The sequence below is a fragment of the Anaerococcus sp. HMSC075B03 genome, from assembly GCF_001815585.1.
GTDB lineage: Bacteria > Bacillota > Clostridia > Tissierellales > Peptoniphilaceae > Anaerococcus > Anaerococcus vaginalis.
Genome location: NZ_KV821162.1, coordinates 41374 through 55710 on the forward strand (window position 1 = coordinate 41374; position 14337 = coordinate 55710).

The window sequence follows — 14337 nt, forward strand, 5'->3', positions numbered from 1 at the left end:
AAATTAACCTATGGCTTTAGATAAATCTAATGCCGCCTTTCTACATTCGCTTAAAGCTTCGTCATCTGGACTATCATAAGCAATTAGACCATCTCTTACAAGATTTATTCCATCTTCCTTGCATCTATCTTGCCAAATTTCCATCCATTCGCCATCAGCCCATTGGTAAGATCCAAAAATTAAAACGGGTTTGTTAGAAAGATCTTTTTCAATACTTTCAAACATAGGTTCAAATTCAGTTTCTTCCAATTCTTCACTGCCCATAGCAGGACAACCAAATGCAAATCCATCAAAAGAATCAATTGAGTCTTTTGTAAAAGAATTTGGATCTAATAATTCAATTTCTACATCATTTTTTTTAAGTTCTTCTGCAATTTCATTAGCCATAGCTTCTGTGTTACCAGTACCTGACCAATAAACAATAGCAATTTTTTTCATAAATTTCTCCTTAAAAATTTTAAATTTTTCTTTGATACTGATAACCTATATCAATATCTAAGATAATAATACATACTTATAAAAATATTGTCAAGCATTTTTTTAAGAATTTTTTTAAATAAAATAAAAAAATATTGAAAATTAAATATTTTTTTTACAAATTAGCGTTTCAATAAAATTATATCTTAATCAAAAAAAGACTTTCAAAGAAATTTTTTAATTTGAAAGTATTATAAAAATTTCATCTGAAAATCCTTTAATTATTATATGCAATTATTTACATATTAGCTGAGCTTATAATTATTTTAAAATATTTACTTCATTAGCTATAGCTAATTTTTTGAATGAAAATATTCCTATAAGTGCTATTAAAATTTCTTCGTTTTCCTCGAAATAAAAATCCATAGCTGGTTCATAATATATTTCTACATTATCAAGTTTTACTTTCTTAAAATTTTTGATTTTTTCTTTACAGTTTGTGTAAACATTAAAATCAATTGCTCCAAGTCCACAGCATGCGCTTTTAGTATCATTATCTGTTTGTATAACTATATTGTCTATTTTTTTATTTTTTATAAATTGTTTTGCGTTTTTATCAAATTTAAATTTCATAATAATCACCTAATAATATTATACAATTAATTTCATAAATTATTTTGATTTGGGTATACTTTTATTAAGAGAGGTGGTTTGTATGAAAAAAATAATTAATGACAAGGATAAAATTATAAGTCAAATGCTAAATGGTCTTCAAAAAGCTAATGAGGACAAGGTAAAAATTAATGAAGAGTTAAAAATAGTTTACAGAAAAGATCTTCCCATTAAAGGAAAAGTTGGTTTAATTTCTGGCGGTGGAAGTGGTCATGAGCCTGCTCATGCTGGATATGTTGGCGATGGAATGCTTGATTGTGCAATTTGTGGAGAAATTTTTACATCTCCAACTCCAGATCAAGTTTTGGAAGCTATAAAACTTGCTGATTCTGGTCAAGGTGTATTTATGGTTATTAAAAATTACACTGGAGATGTCATGAATTTTGAAATGGCAAAAGATATGGCTGAGATGGAAGGAATAAAAGTTGATTATATTATCGTAAATGATGATGTAGCAGTTGAAGATTCCACATACACTACTGGCAGAAGGGGTATCGCTGGAACAATTTTTGTTCATAAAGTTTTGGGAGCTATGGCAAGAAGTGGAAAAAGCTTGGAAGAAATGAAAGCTATGGCTGAAAAAATTGTAAAAAATATTAAATCAATGGGCATGGCTACTAAGGCTTGCATAAATCCTATTTCTGGAAAAGAAAGCTTTGATTTGTCTGAAGAAGATATGGAAATTGGCGTAGGAATTCATGGAGAGCCTGGTGTAAAACAAGAAAAAATAAAAACAGCTGACGAAATTTCTAAGGAACTTTTAGATCATATTCTTGACGATTTTGAAAATCTAGATGGAGATTTTGTTTTAATGGTTAATGGCATGGGTCAAACTACTGAAATGGAATTATTTATTGTAAATAATTTTGCAAGTGATTATTTGAAAGAAAAAAATATTAATATCAAAAAAACTTTCTTGGGTAATTTTATGACAAGCATGGATATGGCAGGTTTTTCATTAACACTTTTTAAAGTTGATGATGAAATTTTAAAATTGATTGAAGAAAATGTAGATATAGTTAGGGGTTAACATGGATATAGAAAAAGTTAAATCAAAGGTAATAGCTTTATCAAATATAATTATTGAAAATGAAGAATATTTGACAGATCTTGATAGGGCAATTGGCGATGGTGATCATGGTTTTAATATGGCAAAAGGTTTTAACAAAGTGAAAGATGCCATGAATGATGATTACAAAGATTTAAAAACACTTTTTAATAAGATTGCTATGACTTTGATTTCTAATGTTGGAGGAGCTAGTGGGCCATTATATGGAACATTTTTTATGAAATTTGCTCAAGCTTTTGATGGAGATATTGAATTGGATAAAAATTCATTTTCAAAAGCTTTTTCTGACGGAGTTGATGGAGTAATAATGAGAGGCAAGGCTCAAGTTGGAGATAAAACTATGGTTGATGTTTTATATCCTGTAGCAGAGGCTTTAAAAAATGATTCAAGCTTTGAAGAAATTCTTAAAATTGCACAAGAAAAAATGGAAAAAACAAAAGAAATTAAGGCTAGAAAAGGAAGAGCTGCCTATCTTGGGGATAGGTCAATTGGACATATTGATCCAGGCGCATATTCTTCATATTTGTGTATAAAAAGCATAGTGGGAGATTTGAATGATTAATATATTAATAGCAAGCCACAGCAAAAAATTGGCTGAAGGTTTAAGAGAAATTCTCATTCAAATGGCTCCAAATGTAAATATTTTGGTAAGCGGCGGAGATAAGGATGGAAATATCGGTTCAAATTTTAATGAAATTAATCAAATCATAAATGAATATTCAACAGATGGATTAGTTATATTTTTTGATTTGGGTTCTTCCATGATGAATTGTCAAATGGCAATTGATATGTTGGATGATGAAAAAAAATCCAAAGTTTATCTTGCTGGAACACCAATTGTTGAAACAAGTGTTCAAATTGCTGTTGAAGCATCAGCAGGACAAAGTTTGGAGAAAATAGTTGAATATTTAAACGAATATCCAGTAAATAAATTAGAAAATTAATCTAAGCTGATTACAAATTCATAAATATCATTTTTTGAAAAAGTGGTGGATTTTCTCAAGGATTTTACAATATCCTTAGTTGATTCGCCATCTTTTTTCATTTGTAAAATTTGTTCTTTGTATGATGAAATATCTAAAGATTCATCTTCATTATTTTTTTCCAAAATAAGAACAAATTCTCCTTTTAAAGCAAGCTCATCTGTGTTTATATCTTTTATATCAAAAATTTGATATTGTTCGAATTTTTTGCTTAATTCGCGGGTAATCGCCAATTTTCTATTAGGAAATTCTATTTTAAAATCATTGATTGTATTTTCTAAGTTGTGAGGAGTATCAAATAAAATTGAGGTTTTATTTTCATTTTTTAGCTCTTCATATAATTTTTTCTTATCAGAATTTTTTTTTGGAATAAAACCATAAAAAGCAAACCTATCATTATCAAAGCCACTTGCAATTAAGCCTGTAAGAATTGATGATGGACCTGGCAAAACTGTGTAAGAAATATTATTTTTAATGCATTCTTTAATTAGAATATGACCTGGATCAGAAATTCCTGGCATTCCTTGGTCAGTTATAATTGCGTAACTTGTACCTTCTTGGGCGTTTTTAATAATTTCCTGTGATTTTTGCTTTTCATTAAATTTATGATATGAAGTTAGTTTTTTATTTATTTCAAAATAATTTAAAAGTTTTTTACTTTCTCTAGTATCTTCGCAAGCTATAATGTCTACATTTTTTAAAACATTAATAGCCCTCAATGTCATATCGTCCAAATTTCCTATGGGAGTTGGAACAAAATATATACTATAATCCATTTATTTCTTTGACCTCCTTTGTATAATTATTATTTTCATCATATATTATAAGGGGATTTTCAAATTTTAATCCGTCATTTGCATTTTTTACAAACTCCATTAAAATAAAAACAGGTTTTTCAAATGCTTTTGATTGAACAAATTTTATTCTTTTCAATTTTAAATTTCCACTTTCTTTTATAATATCAACAAGCCTTTCGGGTTTATGAATCATAAATAATTTTCCCCTATCATTTAGACATTTATTAGAAAATTTAAAAATATCAGAAAGATTCATTTTAATTTCTTGCCTAGACAAAAGAAATTCTTCCTTTTCATTTTTTATATTAGCTCCCTTTTTATAATAAGGAGGATTTGTAATAATATAATCACAAAAATTATTAGGAAAATTTACCTTATTTAAGTCCTCATTAATAACTTCAATATTATCAATTCCATTTAATTTTATATTTTCTTTCAAAAGATTAGCTTTTTCTTTTTGAATTTCAATAGAAAAAACTTTACTTAAATTGTAATAAGAAGAACAAGCAAGAGATAAAATCCCACTGCCAGAGCCAATATCAATTAAACTTTTATTCTTTTTCATTTTTGAAAAATTTGCAAGTAAAATAGAATCAATTCCGAAAGAATAAGACTTATCTACGTGTTTCATATATAAATTTGTTTTTGGTATGTAATCTAATTTTTCCATAGTTAAATTATATAATAATGAAAAAAATAAGCAATAAAATCTATTTTGTTATTTAAAATAAAGAATTTACTTGAATCAATGAACTTACTAATCTATAATTATATTAGTAAATTAGGAGGTTAGAATGAAATATTTTGGAACAGACGGATTTAGGGGAGAAGCTAACCAAGATCTTACCCTTTATCATGCAATTAAAATTGGAAGATTTTTAGGATATTATTTTAATAAAGAAAAAAATGGAAACGGAAAAATTGTAATAGGCAAAGACACTAGAAGATCATCATATATGTTTGAAGATGCCTTATCAGCAGGAATTACTTCATCAGGCTCTGATGCATATCTTCTTCATGTAACAACAACTCCTTCAGTATCTTATGTAGTTAGAAGTGAAGATTTTGATTGTGGAGTAATGATTACAGCAAGTCATAATCCTTATCATGATAACGGAATAAAAATTATAAATTCTGACGGAGAAAAAATGGATGACGAATTTTTGCAAAAATTAGAAGATTATATTGATGCGGATATTAAAGATATTGATTTAAAAATTGGAGAAGAGATAGGAAGAACTCATGATTTTGTTGGTGGAAGAAATAGGTACACAGCATTTTTGATTCAAACTGTATCCAAATCTTTTAAAGGCAAAAAAGTAGGACTAGATTGTGCAAATGGAGCTGCATCTTCAATAGTAAAAAGTGTTTATGATGCTCTTGGAGCAGAAACCTACGTAATAAATAATAATCCAGATGGCTTTAATATAAATGTAGATTGTGGTTCAACACACATTGAAGTTTTACAAAAATACGTAAAAGAAAATAAACTTGATTGTGGATTTGCCTATGATGGAGATGCTGATAGGTGTATTGCAGTTGATGAAAATGGTGAAGTTGTTGACGGAGATGCTATTCTTTATATTTGTGGAAAACACATGAAAGAAGAAGGATATTTAGAATCAAATACAATTGTAACAACAATAATGTCAAATATAGGCTTGTACAAAGCACTTGATAAAATAGGAATAAATTATAGCAAGACAAAAGTTGGAGATAAATATGTCCACATAGAAATGAGCGAAAATGGATATGAACTTGGTGGAGAACAATCAGGTCATATTATTTTTTCAAAATATGCAAACACAGGAGATGGAATTTTAACTTCACTTAGACTAATGGAAGCTATGATAGATAACAAAACAAGCCTATCAGAATTGAAAAGAGATTTAAAAATTTATCCACAAGTTTTAAAAAATGTAAGAGTAAATGATAAAAAAGCTGTATTAAATGATGAATCTATAAAAAATATTATAGAAAAAGAAAGTGAAAGTCTAAAAGATACAGGAAGAATTTTAGTTAGAGAAAGCGGAACAGAACCATTAATTCGTGTTATGGCAGAAGCTGAAACAAAAGAAATAGCAAATGAAAAAGTAGATAATATAGTAGAAGCAATAGAAAAAAGCGGACTTTAATTAATGAAAGATTATCTTACGGGTAGAGAAATAAATATAAAAGAAGCTGTACTTGTAGTAGGAAATAAAATATATTCAAAAAAATCTTATATAAGCATGGACACAAGAAAATTAGAAGGCTATCCGCCAAAAATATTTTATGATAAAAACAAAAATTATTTGGGGAAAATGTATGACGAAGGAGTATATGAGCTTTTAGATATAGAAGAAATACTTCTTGATTATAGCGACTCATGTTTTTCTAATCACGACTTAGATGATCTTAGAGATTTTTTAATAAATAAAAGAAAAAAACTTTATGAAAGCCTAGAAAAAAGTCAATAGAAAATATTGACAATATTGTAATTTGATGGTAATATATGTGTTTGTATGGGACTATCCATATAAATTAGGAGGTGTTTTAATGGCAGATAAAGTAAAACTAGAATGCACAGTTTGCAAAAATAGAAATTACGATACTACAAAAAACAAAAAGAACACTCAAGAAAGACTTGAGCTTAAAAAGTATTGTCCTTTCTGTAAAAAACACACTGTTCATAAAGAAACAAAATAGTAAGGAGTTTTAAAATGGCTAAGAAAAAAGATGGATTTTTTAAATCTGTAAGTAGAGAATTCAAAAAAATCACATGGCCAACAAAAAATGAAACTTTAAATTACTCATTACTTGTTATTATTGTCAGTGTGATTACAGGACTTCTCATTTGGTTATTAGATATAGTCTTTGGAAACATGCTTGGATTTTTGATGTAGGTAAGATATGACTGATTTATCTAATAACAATAATTCAAATGAACCAAACAATACTAAAGAAGAAATTGATTCTAAAGATTCAGAAAAACAACCAAGATGGTATGTAGTTCACACATATACTGGCTACGAAAATAGGGTCAAAGATAAGATCCAAATGATGATAGACAACGAACAAAATCCTGATATCATCGATGTAACAGTGCCAGAAGAAGAGTATGTTGAAGTAAAAAATGAATCAAAGAAACTTAAAACAAGAAAATTGTTCCCAGGTTATGTAATGGTAAAGATGAATATTACTAACAGATCTTGGTATATAATTAGAAATACTCAAGGCGTCACAGGCTTTGTAGGACCAGATTCTAAACCTGTTCCATTAACAAAAAGAGAGGTAAGAAAATTTGGTATTAAAGAAGATAAGCCTGTACTAAATATTAATATAAATGTAGGAGATAATATAAATATTATCCAAGGACCATTTAAAGATTTAGTAGCTGAAGTAAAAGAAGTTGATACAGACAAACAAATAATCAAAGCTTTAATTGATATGTTTGGAAGAGATACAATTATTGATTTAAGTTTCGAGGATATTGAGACAATTTAAACTGGCTTACGTAATGTAAGTGGGAGGGGATAACCCGCCAAAAACCACAAAGGAGGATTTAATATGCCAGCAAAAGAAAAAGAAGTACAAGCAAAAGTTAAATTACAAGTACCAGCAGGAAAAGCTACACCAGCACCTCCAGTAGGTACAGCGCTAGGACCACACGGAATCAACATCATGGAATTCGTGCAAGCATTTAATGCTAAAACAGCTGACCAAGCTGGAATGATAATACCGGTTGAAATGACAATTTATAAGGATAGATCATTTGATTTTATCACCAAAACACCACCAGCACCAGTATTAATCAAAAAAGCTATAGGACTTGAAAAAGCAAGTGGAGAACCAAACAAAAATAAAGTTGGTTCAATAAAACTTGAACAAGTAAAGGAAATAGCTGAAACTAAGATGCAAGATTTAAATGCTGCAAGCCTAGAAGCTGCAATGAGCATGATAAAAGGCACATGCAGAAGCATGGGAATTACTGTAGAGGAATAAGTGGAAGAGGAAACTCGTTATACCACAAGGAGGCAACATGGCTAAAAAAGGTAAAAAATATATAGAATCAAAAAAATCTTTTGATACTCAAAAAGAATATGAATTATCAGAAGCATTAGATATAGTTGAAAAAACTGCAAAAGCAAACTTTGACGAAACTGTAGAATTACACGTAAGATTAGGTGTAGATTCAAGACATGCTGACCAACAAGTAAGAGGTACTGTTGTACTTCCACACGGAACTGGTAGAGATGTTAAAGTACTTGCAATTGTAAAAGATGATAAAGTTGAAGAAGCTTTAAATGCAGGTGCAGACTATGCAGGTAGTGAAGAATATACAGATAAAATCCAAAAAGAAAACTGGTTGGATTTTGATGTAATAGTAACAAGCCCTGACATGATGGGACAAGTAGGTAGACTTGGTAGAGTTTTAGGACCTCAAGGATTAATGCCAAACCCTAAATCAGGAACTGTAACAAATGATATTGCAAACGCAATTAAAGAAGTAAAAGCAGGTAAAGTAGAATACAGAACAGATAAAAACAATCTAGTTCACGTGCCAACTGGAAAAGTTTCATTTGGTAAAGAAAAATTATCAGACAACTTAAAAGCTTTAATCACTGCTATTGTTAAAGCAAAACCAGCTTCAGCAAAAGGAAAATATTTAAGATCAATTACTATTGCTTCAACAATGGGTCCTGGAGTAAAATTATCTTCAGCAAGAGCAATGGACTTGGTTGAAAAATAAAAAAATATTTGACAACATATTTATCAAGTGATATACTATCATAGTCAAATAAATAGGCTACCAAAGACTACGGAGACTTAATAGTTTAATTATTCCGTATAGGTGGGAATAAGAATCTACATCCCCACCGATGTAGGCATAATAATTATGCCTAATTGTGGGGATTTTTATATACCTACCAAAAGCCATAGGAGGTGAAATATGTCTGAAAAAGCTATACAACAAAAACAAGTAATTGTTAATGAAATAGTTAAAAAAATTGAAAATGCTAAATCAGTTACTCTTGTAGAGTTTGATAAAATGGATGTAAAAGAAATTACTGATTTACGTAACAATTTTAGAGATGCAAATACTGAATACAAAGTATACAAAAATACTATGATGAGATTTGCATTCCAACAACTAGGATTTGACCAATTTACAGAAGAGCTAAAAGGTTCTAACGCATTAATTTTTTCAAATGAAGAAATGGTTGATGGACCAAAAGTAGCAAGGAAATACATCGATAAAGACGATGCAAACAAAGATAAGCTTATAATTAAATCTGGTGTAGTTGATGGAAATTATCAAACTCCAGACGAAATGTTAGCAATTGCAAAATTACCAGGACAACAAGAACTTGCTTCAATGCTTGTTAATACATTACAAGCACCAATTAGAAAACTTGCTGGTGATTTATCACAAATCAATGCAAAACTTGTTTATGCACTTGATGCAGTTAGAGAAAAAAAAGAAAACGAAGCAGCTTAATATAATAACAATTTAAATTAAAATATCGGAGGATTAAAAATGTCAGAAAAAGTAACAAACTTATTAGAAGAAATTAAAGAACTTACAGTATTAGAACTATCAGAATTAGTAAAAGCATTAGAAGAAGAATTTGATGTAACAGCTCAAGCTACAGTAGCAGCAGCTCCAGTAGCTGCAGCAGGAGCAGCTGAAGCAGGTGCAGCAGAAAAATCAGAATTTGATGTTGTATTAAAATCAGCAGGTGCTTCAAAAATTAACGTAATCAAAGTAGTTAAAGAAGTTACAGGTCTTGGATTAAAAGATGCTAAAGCATTAGTTGATGGAGCTCCAAAACCAGTTAAAGAAGGCGTAGCTAAAGACGAAGCTGAAGAATTAAAATCAAAATTAGAAGAAGCTGGTGCAGAAGTAGAATTAGCATAGTTTCTATTTATAAAAAGGCTCAATTGAGCCTTTTTTTCTTTGCGAAGATTGACACTTATTAGTTTATAATGTATATTAAAAATGAAGGATTTTAATTTTGGAAAGAGGAGAATATGAAAGAAATTATTGATTCTCTTGAAAATGTCGATCAAAATAAAAAATTTGAGATTGAAAAACATATACTAAAAAAACATGGGATTAGAGTTAGTCATCAAAGGCTAATGATACTAGATTTTCTTGTGAATAATAGAAATCATCCAACAGCTGATGATATTTATAAAAATTTAAAATCTTATGATCCTATTATATCTCAGGCAACGGTTTATAATACTTTAAATTTATTTGTTGAAAATAATATAGTAAGTGAATTAGATTTTAATCAACCAAGAAAAAGATATGATTTTTATCAAAAAAATCATTCTCATTTTATTTGCGAAAAATGTGGAAATATTCTGGATTTAAATGTTGACATCGACAATCTAAAATTAGAAGAATTAGAAGGCTATAAAATAAATAGTGTAGATATAACAATTAGAGGAATTTGTCCTAATTGTAAAAAATAAAAGAAGGCGATAAATTATTTTTTATTTATCGCCTTCTTTTGTTATTTAATTATTTCAAAAACAAAATAAACAAGGGCATATATTATTATCTGGTGGGAGAGGTAAATTTTTAGGGAATTTTGACCTATTTTTGCTAGTAAAGAATTTTTGCCGTAATGATTATAAAAATTTTTTTCTATTAAAATTTTTCCTATGATATAACCGCTCATATAAGCAAAAAACCACGGAATAATTGGGAAATAATCCGTTGAATGAAAGCTATTTGATGGAAATCCTAGAATAAATAAATTTTTATTATATAAAGAAAGCTCTATATTTTTACTTAAAAATTTTCCGCTAGGTAGGCTATAAGTTATAGCAAACAAGATAATAAAAATAACCAGTAGGTTTTTGTTTATTTTTATATTTTTTTGTAAAAAAGATATTAGTATCATTGATAGACCAAGACCGTTTAGTACCCCAAAAATTATTAATTGGTCGGGTACAAAAAAATATGTTATTAAAGTAGTTAAAATTCCTAAGATTGAAATTATTATTCCACGTTTTAAATTCATTTTCCAATCAAGAAAATTTGAGCTGATTCCTGAAATTATGAAAAATGATATGGCTATGGATAATTGCCAAATTTTATTTATATAAATATTATTGTACCAGTCAAGCCTTATGTATAGGTTTATATCATAACAAAGATGAAATAATACCATAGATATTATTGTAAAGCCTCTGTACTTATCTAGTGTGTAGTTTCTTTTCATTTTCTTTCCTTTAAAATAAGAGTGTCTATTATTATTTTACTTTATTTTTTATTATAATATAATATTTGTGTTAAGAAAGAGGTAGAGATGATTAAAGATAAAGATTATTATTTGGATTGGATTTATGGAAGAGGAAATTCTGCTGGCAAAAGGAGAGATTTATCAGCTATAAAGGCTTTACTAAATGAGCTTGAAAATCCTCAAGATAAAATAAAGGTTATTCATATAGCAGGAACAAATGGAAAGGGTTCTACTGCAAATTATATTGCAAAAACTCTAGCAAAAACTTCTAAGTGTGGTTTGTTTACTTCTCCTTATATGGTTGAAATAAATGAAGAAGTGCAAATAAATGGAAAAGCAATTAGTGATGAGGAATTTTTTTCCTATATTGACTTAATTAAACCTGTTTGTGAAAAATTGGATAAAAGAGATTTGAAAAATACTTATTTTGAGGTTATGACGGCTCTTATGTATAAGTATTTTTATGATAAAAAAGTTGATGTATGTGTTGTTGAAACTGGTTTGGGAGGAAGATTGGATTCTACAAATATTGTACAAAAACCTCTTGCTTCAATTATTACAACAATATCAATGGACCATACAAATATTTTGGGTAATACTATTGAAGAAATTGCTTGGAATAAGGCGGGAATTATTAAAGAAAATGTGCCTGTATTTATTTACCCTCAAGTTAAAGAAGCACTTGATGTCATTTTAAAAGAAGCGAATGAAAAAAAATCTAGGATTTATAAATTTGATTTTGATGATATAAAAATAAAAACTCAAAATTATAACTACAATGAATTTGATTTTAGAAATTATAAAAATATAAAAACTTCTTTAATAGGAAAGGTTCAAATTTTTAATGCTTGCAATGCTATAAATTTTTTGGATTATTTTAAAGAGGAATTTTTCTTGGATGAGAATATTATTAAAGAGGGGATATTTGAAAGTAAAAATTCGGGAAGGATGGAGCTTATTTCCAAAAACCCAAGGGTTTTAATAGATGGAAGTCATAATAAAGAATCTATAGATGCTTTAATTAAATCTTTAAGAATCTTTAAATATAATAGGCTTATAGTAGGTTTTTCTGTTTTAAAAGATAAAGATTATAAGTATATTATAGAAAATTTGTCGTCAATAGCAGATGAAATTGTTATAACAAAAGTTGATAATCCAAGAGCATTTGATTTAGGCGAATTGGAAAAAATTGTTAGAGAAAAATTTACAAATGTTAAGGCAATAGATGATATAAAAAATGCTTACGAATATTCAAAACAAATAGCTAAAGAAAATGATTTGGTTTTATGGTGTGGATCTCTTTATTTGATTGGAGAAATAATTAAATATGAAAAAATGAATAAAGATATATAAAATTATTATATTTATAAGAAATACCAGATTTTAAAATTTTAAATCTGGTATTTTTTATTATTACAAAAAAAGATTTATCTAAAAACAAATAAATGATTTAATATTTATTGATTACAATAAATAAATATGAAAGTTAGATAAAATTAAGTGAAAAAATATAATAATTTCAATTAAATCACAAATATGATTCAATCTTTTAGATTGATTGATTAACATTACAATATTATTGACAATCTTAGTTAAAACCTGTATGGTTTGAATTGGAGGTATAATTATGAGTGAAAAAAAGAAAAAGAAATTTAAGTTTCCTTCAGCTTTTACTGTACTATTTATAGTTTTAGTATTAGCTTCTATTTTAACTTACCTAGTACCAGCAGGTTCTTATGATAGGTTAGAATATAATAAGGAAGAAAATGTATTCATAAGAAGTGGAGTTGATGGAGAGGAAGAAAAACTTCCTGCAACTCAAGATGTTTTGGATAAGTTAAAGATAACTGTTCCATTAAAAAGTTTTGTAAAGGAAGATATTAAAAAGCCTGTAGCTATACCAGGATCTTACCACAAGCTTGATCAACAACCACAAGGTTTTCTAAAGGTAGCTAGAGCACCAATAGATGGTGTAGCTGATTCTATAGGAATTATTGTTTTTGTATTGCTACTTGGTGGTTGTATTGGAGTTTTAAATAAGACAGGTACTTTTGATGCGGGAATTGCTGCTTTGTCAAAATTAACAAAGGGAAAAGAATTTTTGATGGTTGCAATTTTATCAAGTATTGTTGCTCTTGGTGGAACAACTTTTGGAATGGCAGAAGAAACAATTGCCTTTTATCCTATTTTAATGCCAATATTTTTAGCATCAGGATTTGATGCTATGGTAACAATTGCTGCAATTTATATGGGCTCATCAATAGGAACAATGTTTTCAACAACAAATGCTTTCTCAGTTGTAGTTGCATCAAATGCTGCTGGAATTTCTTTTAAAGAAGGAATGGGAGTAAGAATTATAAGCTTGGTTTTAGCTCAAGCTATTTCTCTTTGGTATATCTATAGATATTCTAAAAAAGTTAAAAAAGATCCATCAAATTCTATAATTGCAGAAGATATGCCTAGAATTAAAGATCAATATCTAAAAGATTATGATCCAGATAATGTAGCACCATTTAATTTTAGAAGAATTGCAATGCTTGTTGTATTTATGCTAGCATTTCCTATAATGATTTATGGTGTTATGAATTTAGAATGGTGGTTTGAAGAAATGTCAACCTTGTTCTTGATAGTTGGAATTTTATTGATTATTCTATCAGGTTTAGAAGAACAAGAAGCAGTTGGATCATTCTTAGATGGAGCAGCAGATCTAGTATCAGTTGCCTTAATCATAGGAGTAGCTAGGGGAATTAATATAATTTTAGATGATGGAATGATTTCAGATACAATGCTTTATGGAGCATCTAATATTATTAGCGGAATAAATGGAGTATTATTCTCATCAGTACAAATGATTTTATTCTCATTCTTGGGAATTTTTATTCCTTCATCATCAGGGCTTGCTACTTTGTCAATGCCAATTATTGCTCCACTTGCAGATACAGTTTCTCTTGGAAGAGATGTTGTGGTATCAGCATACAATTTTGGACAAGGTTGGATGGCAATAATAGCTCCAACAGGTTTAATTTTGGCAACTCTAGAAATGGTAGATGTTTCATATAATAAATGGATTAAATTTATTGCACCATTAATGGGAATATTGTTAGTATTAGCCATAGTTATGTTGGGAATACAAACTGTAATTTAGAAATGGAGAATCT

General features: G+C 28.5%; 20 protein-coding genes. 15 read left to right on the plus strand and 5 right to left on the minus strand.

The window, feature by feature from the left end; all coding sequences use genetic code 11:
- Positions 1 to 3 precede the first annotated feature (3 nt).
- Positions 4 to 438 carry a flavodoxin gene (locus HMPREF3045_RS00230; protein WP_039920469.1) on the minus strand — a complete coding sequence of 145 codons (435 nt, stop codon included), beginning with the start codon at positions 436 to 438 and terminating at the stop codon, positions 4 to 6.
- A 300-nt stretch (positions 439 to 738) separates the two neighbouring features.
- The gene (locus HMPREF3045_RS00235) at positions 739 to 1050 is read right to left on the minus strand and encodes a CC/Se motif family (seleno)protein (protein WP_070736678.1); all 312 of its coding nucleotides are present in this window, start codon (positions 1048 to 1050) and stop codon (positions 739 to 741) included.
- 82 nt (positions 1051 to 1132) lie between these two features.
- On the opposite strand from HMPREF3045_RS00235, the gene dhaK reads away from it, so the two are divergent.
- From dhaK to dhaM, 3 genes are read left to right on the plus strand one after another with little or no spacing between them, the layout of a single operon-like run.
- Positions 1133 to 2119 carry a dihydroxyacetone kinase subunit DhaK gene (dhaK, locus tag HMPREF3045_RS00240; protein WP_070736679.1) on the plus strand — a complete coding sequence of 329 codons (987 nt, stop codon included), beginning with the start codon at positions 1133 to 1135 and terminating at the stop codon, positions 2117 to 2119.
- A 1-nt stretch (position 2120) separates the two neighbouring features.
- Positions 2121 to 2720 (plus strand): dihydroxyacetone kinase subunit DhaL, encoded by a 600-nt coding sequence (gene dhaL / locus HMPREF3045_RS00245; RefSeq protein ID WP_070736680.1) that lies wholly within the window; start codon positions 2121 to 2123, stop codon positions 2718 to 2720.
- A complete protein-coding gene (dhaM, locus tag HMPREF3045_RS00250) occupies positions 2713 to 3102 on the plus strand; it encodes a dihydroxyacetone kinase phosphoryl donor subunit DhaM (protein WP_070736681.1) in 390 nt (129 codons plus the stop codon). Before dhaL ends, dhaM begins: the two co-directional genes overlap by 8 nt.
- Here dhaM and rsmI read toward each other — a convergent pair.
- Both rsmI and HMPREF3045_RS00260 read right to left on the minus strand, forming a co-directional pair.
- Complete coding sequence (rsmI, locus tag HMPREF3045_RS00255; RefSeq protein ID WP_070736682.1) at positions 3099 to 3917, minus strand: 16S rRNA (cytidine(1402)-2'-O)-methyltransferase; 819 nt, start codon at positions 3915 to 3917, stop codon at positions 3099 to 3101. The two genes, dhaM and rsmI, sit on opposite strands and share 4 nt — an antisense overlap.
- Entirely contained in the window at positions 3907 to 4608 is a 702-nt protein-coding gene (locus tag HMPREF3045_RS00260) for a tRNA1(Val) (adenine(37)-N6)-methyltransferase (protein ID WP_070736683.1), read from the minus strand. Before HMPREF3045_RS00260 ends, rsmI begins: the two co-directional genes overlap by 11 nt.
- A gap of 124 nt (positions 4609 to 4732) precedes the next feature.
- On the opposite strand from HMPREF3045_RS00260, the gene glmM reads away from it, so the two are divergent.
- The 10 genes from glmM (at position 4733) to HMPREF3045_RS00310 (ending at position 10403) form a co-directional block, all read left to right on the plus strand.
- Positions 4733 to 6073 carry a phosphoglucosamine mutase gene (gene glmM / locus HMPREF3045_RS00265; protein WP_070736684.1) on the plus strand — a complete coding sequence of 447 codons (1341 nt, stop codon included), beginning with the start codon at positions 4733 to 4735 and terminating at the stop codon, positions 6071 to 6073.
- Positions 6074 to 6076: 3 nt separating this feature from the next.
- Positions 6077 to 6397 carry a hypothetical protein gene (locus HMPREF3045_RS00270; RefSeq protein ID WP_004838710.1) on the plus strand — a complete coding sequence of 107 codons (321 nt, stop codon included), beginning with the start codon at positions 6077 to 6079 and terminating at the stop codon, positions 6395 to 6397.
- Positions 6398 to 6476: 79 nt separating this feature from the next.
- Positions 6477 to 6626: a 50S ribosomal protein L33 gene (gene rpmG / locus HMPREF3045_RS00275; protein WP_004816546.1), complete on the plus strand. Its 150-nt coding sequence runs from the start codon at positions 6477 to 6479 to the stop codon at positions 6624 to 6626.
- A gap of 14 nt (positions 6627 to 6640) precedes the next feature.
- The gene (gene secE, locus HMPREF3045_RS00280; RefSeq protein ID WP_004838712.1) at positions 6641 to 6823 is read left to right on the plus strand and encodes a preprotein translocase subunit SecE; all 183 of its coding nucleotides are present in this window, start codon (positions 6641 to 6643) and stop codon (positions 6821 to 6823) included.
- Positions 6824 to 6830: 7 nt separating this feature from the next.
- Positions 6831 to 7424, plus strand: a complete 594-nt coding sequence (gene nusG / locus HMPREF3045_RS00285) for a transcription termination/antitermination protein NusG (RefSeq protein WP_004838713.1) — start codon at positions 6831 to 6833, stop codon at positions 7422 to 7424.
- Between the two features lie 63 nt (positions 7425 to 7487).
- On the plus strand, positions 7488 to 7922 hold the full coding sequence (rplK, locus tag HMPREF3045_RS00290) for a 50S ribosomal protein L11 (protein ID WP_004838714.1): 435 nt from the start codon (positions 7488 to 7490) through the stop codon (positions 7920 to 7922).
- A 37-nt stretch (positions 7923 to 7959) separates the two neighbouring features.
- The gene (gene rplA, locus HMPREF3045_RS00295; RefSeq protein ID WP_070605320.1) at positions 7960 to 8670 is read left to right on the plus strand and encodes a 50S ribosomal protein L1; all 711 of its coding nucleotides are present in this window, start codon (positions 7960 to 7962) and stop codon (positions 8668 to 8670) included.
- Between the two features lie 201 nt (positions 8671 to 8871).
- Positions 8872 to 9420, plus strand: a complete 549-nt coding sequence (gene rplJ / locus HMPREF3045_RS00300) for a 50S ribosomal protein L10 (protein WP_004838716.1) — start codon at positions 8872 to 8874, stop codon at positions 9418 to 9420.
- 39 nt (positions 9421 to 9459) lie between these two features.
- Positions 9460 to 9840 carry a 50S ribosomal protein L7/L12 gene (gene rplL, locus HMPREF3045_RS00305; RefSeq protein ID WP_019117746.1) on the plus strand — a complete coding sequence of 127 codons (381 nt, stop codon included), beginning with the start codon at positions 9460 to 9462 and terminating at the stop codon, positions 9838 to 9840.
- A 113-nt stretch (positions 9841 to 9953) separates the two neighbouring features.
- Positions 9954 to 10403, plus strand: a complete 450-nt coding sequence (locus HMPREF3045_RS00310) for a Fur family transcriptional regulator (protein WP_070736685.1) — start codon at positions 9954 to 9956, stop codon at positions 10401 to 10403.
- A 41-nt stretch (positions 10404 to 10444) separates the two neighbouring features.
- On the opposite strand, the gene HMPREF3045_RS00315 is transcribed toward HMPREF3045_RS00310, so the two are convergent.
- Positions 10445 to 11158 (minus strand): heparan-alpha-glucosaminide N-acetyltransferase domain-containing protein, encoded by a 714-nt coding sequence (locus tag HMPREF3045_RS00315; RefSeq protein ID WP_070736686.1) that lies wholly within the window; start codon positions 11156 to 11158, stop codon positions 10445 to 10447.
- 87 nt (positions 11159 to 11245) lie between these two features.
- Here HMPREF3045_RS00315 and HMPREF3045_RS00320 point away from each other — a divergent pair, with 87 nt between their 5' ends.
- On the plus strand, positions 11246 to 12532 hold the full coding sequence (locus HMPREF3045_RS00320; RefSeq protein WP_070736687.1) for a bifunctional folylpolyglutamate synthase/dihydrofolate synthase: 1287 nt from the start codon (positions 11246 to 11248) through the stop codon (positions 12530 to 12532).
- Positions 12533 to 12806: 274 nt separating this feature from the next.
- Positions 12807 to 14324 carry a YfcC family protein gene (locus HMPREF3045_RS00325; protein WP_070736688.1) on the plus strand — a complete coding sequence of 506 codons (1518 nt, stop codon included), beginning with the start codon at positions 12807 to 12809 and terminating at the stop codon, positions 14322 to 14324.
- The last annotated feature ends 13 nt before the right edge of the window (positions 14325 to 14337 follow it).

Bases quoted from the DNA above. Each gene is read 5' to 3' on its own strand.
- HMPREF3045_RS00325 (WP_070736688.1), top strand. From the start codon at position 12,807: ATGAGTGAAAAAAAGAAAAAGAAATTTAAGTTTCCTTCAGCTTTTACT.
- rsmI (WP_070736682.1), bottom strand. From the start codon at position 3,917: ATGGATTATAGTATATATTTTGTTCCAACTCCCATAGGAAATTTGGAC.
- HMPREF3045_RS00310 (WP_070736685.1), top strand. From the start codon at position 9,954: ATGAAAGAAATTATTGATTCTCTTGAAAATGTCGATCAAAATAAAAAA.
- HMPREF3045_RS00235 (WP_070736678.1), bottom strand. From the start codon at position 1,050: ATGAAATTTAAATTTGATAAAAACGCAAAACAATTTATAAAAAATAAA.
- rpmG (WP_004816546.1), top strand. From the start codon at position 6,477: ATGGCAGATAAAGTAAAACTAGAATGCACAGTTTGCAAAAATAGAAAT.
- secE (WP_004838712.1), top strand. From the start codon at position 6,641: ATGGCTAAGAAAAAAGATGGATTTTTTAAATCTGTAAGTAGAGAATTC.
- rplK (WP_004838714.1), top strand. From the start codon at position 7,488: ATGCCAGCAAAAGAAAAAGAAGTACAAGCAAAAGTTAAATTACAAGTA.
- HMPREF3045_RS00315 (WP_070736686.1), bottom strand. From the start codon at position 11,158: ATGAAAAGAAACTACACACTAGATAAGTACAGAGGCTTTACAATAATA.
- HMPREF3045_RS00270 (WP_004838710.1), top strand. From the start codon at position 6,077: ATGAAAGATTATCTTACGGGTAGAGAAATAAATATAAAAGAAGCTGTA.
- dhaK (WP_070736679.1), top strand. From the start codon at position 1,133: ATGAAAAAAATAATTAATGACAAGGATAAAATTATAAGTCAAATGCTA.
- HMPREF3045_RS00230 (WP_039920469.1), bottom strand. From the start codon at position 438: ATGAAAAAAATTGCTATTGTTTATTGGTCAGGTACTGGTAACACAGAA.
- dhaL (WP_070736680.1), top strand. From the start codon at position 2,121: ATGGATATAGAAAAAGTTAAATCAAAGGTAATAGCTTTATCAAATATA.
- rplJ (WP_004838716.1), top strand. From the start codon at position 8,872: ATGTCTGAAAAAGCTATACAACAAAAACAAGTAATTGTTAATGAAATA.
- rplL (WP_019117746.1), top strand. From the start codon at position 9,460: ATGTCAGAAAAAGTAACAAACTTATTAGAAGAAATTAAAGAACTTACA.
- glmM (WP_070736684.1), top strand. From the start codon at position 4,733: ATGAAATATTTTGGAACAGACGGATTTAGGGGAGAAGCTAACCAAGAT.
- nusG (WP_004838713.1), top strand. From the start codon at position 6,831: ATGACTGATTTATCTAATAACAATAATTCAAATGAACCAAACAATACT.
- HMPREF3045_RS00320 (WP_070736687.1), top strand. From the start codon at position 11,246: ATGATTAAAGATAAAGATTATTATTTGGATTGGATTTATGGAAGAGGA.
- dhaM (WP_070736681.1), top strand. From the start codon at position 2,713: ATGATTAATATATTAATAGCAAGCCACAGCAAAAAATTGGCTGAAGGT.
- HMPREF3045_RS00260 (WP_070736683.1), bottom strand. From the start codon at position 4,608: ATGGAAAAATTAGATTACATACCAAAAACAAATTTATATATGAAACAC.
- rplA (WP_070605320.1), top strand. From the start codon at position 7,960: ATGGCTAAAAAAGGTAAAAAATATATAGAATCAAAAAAATCTTTTGAT.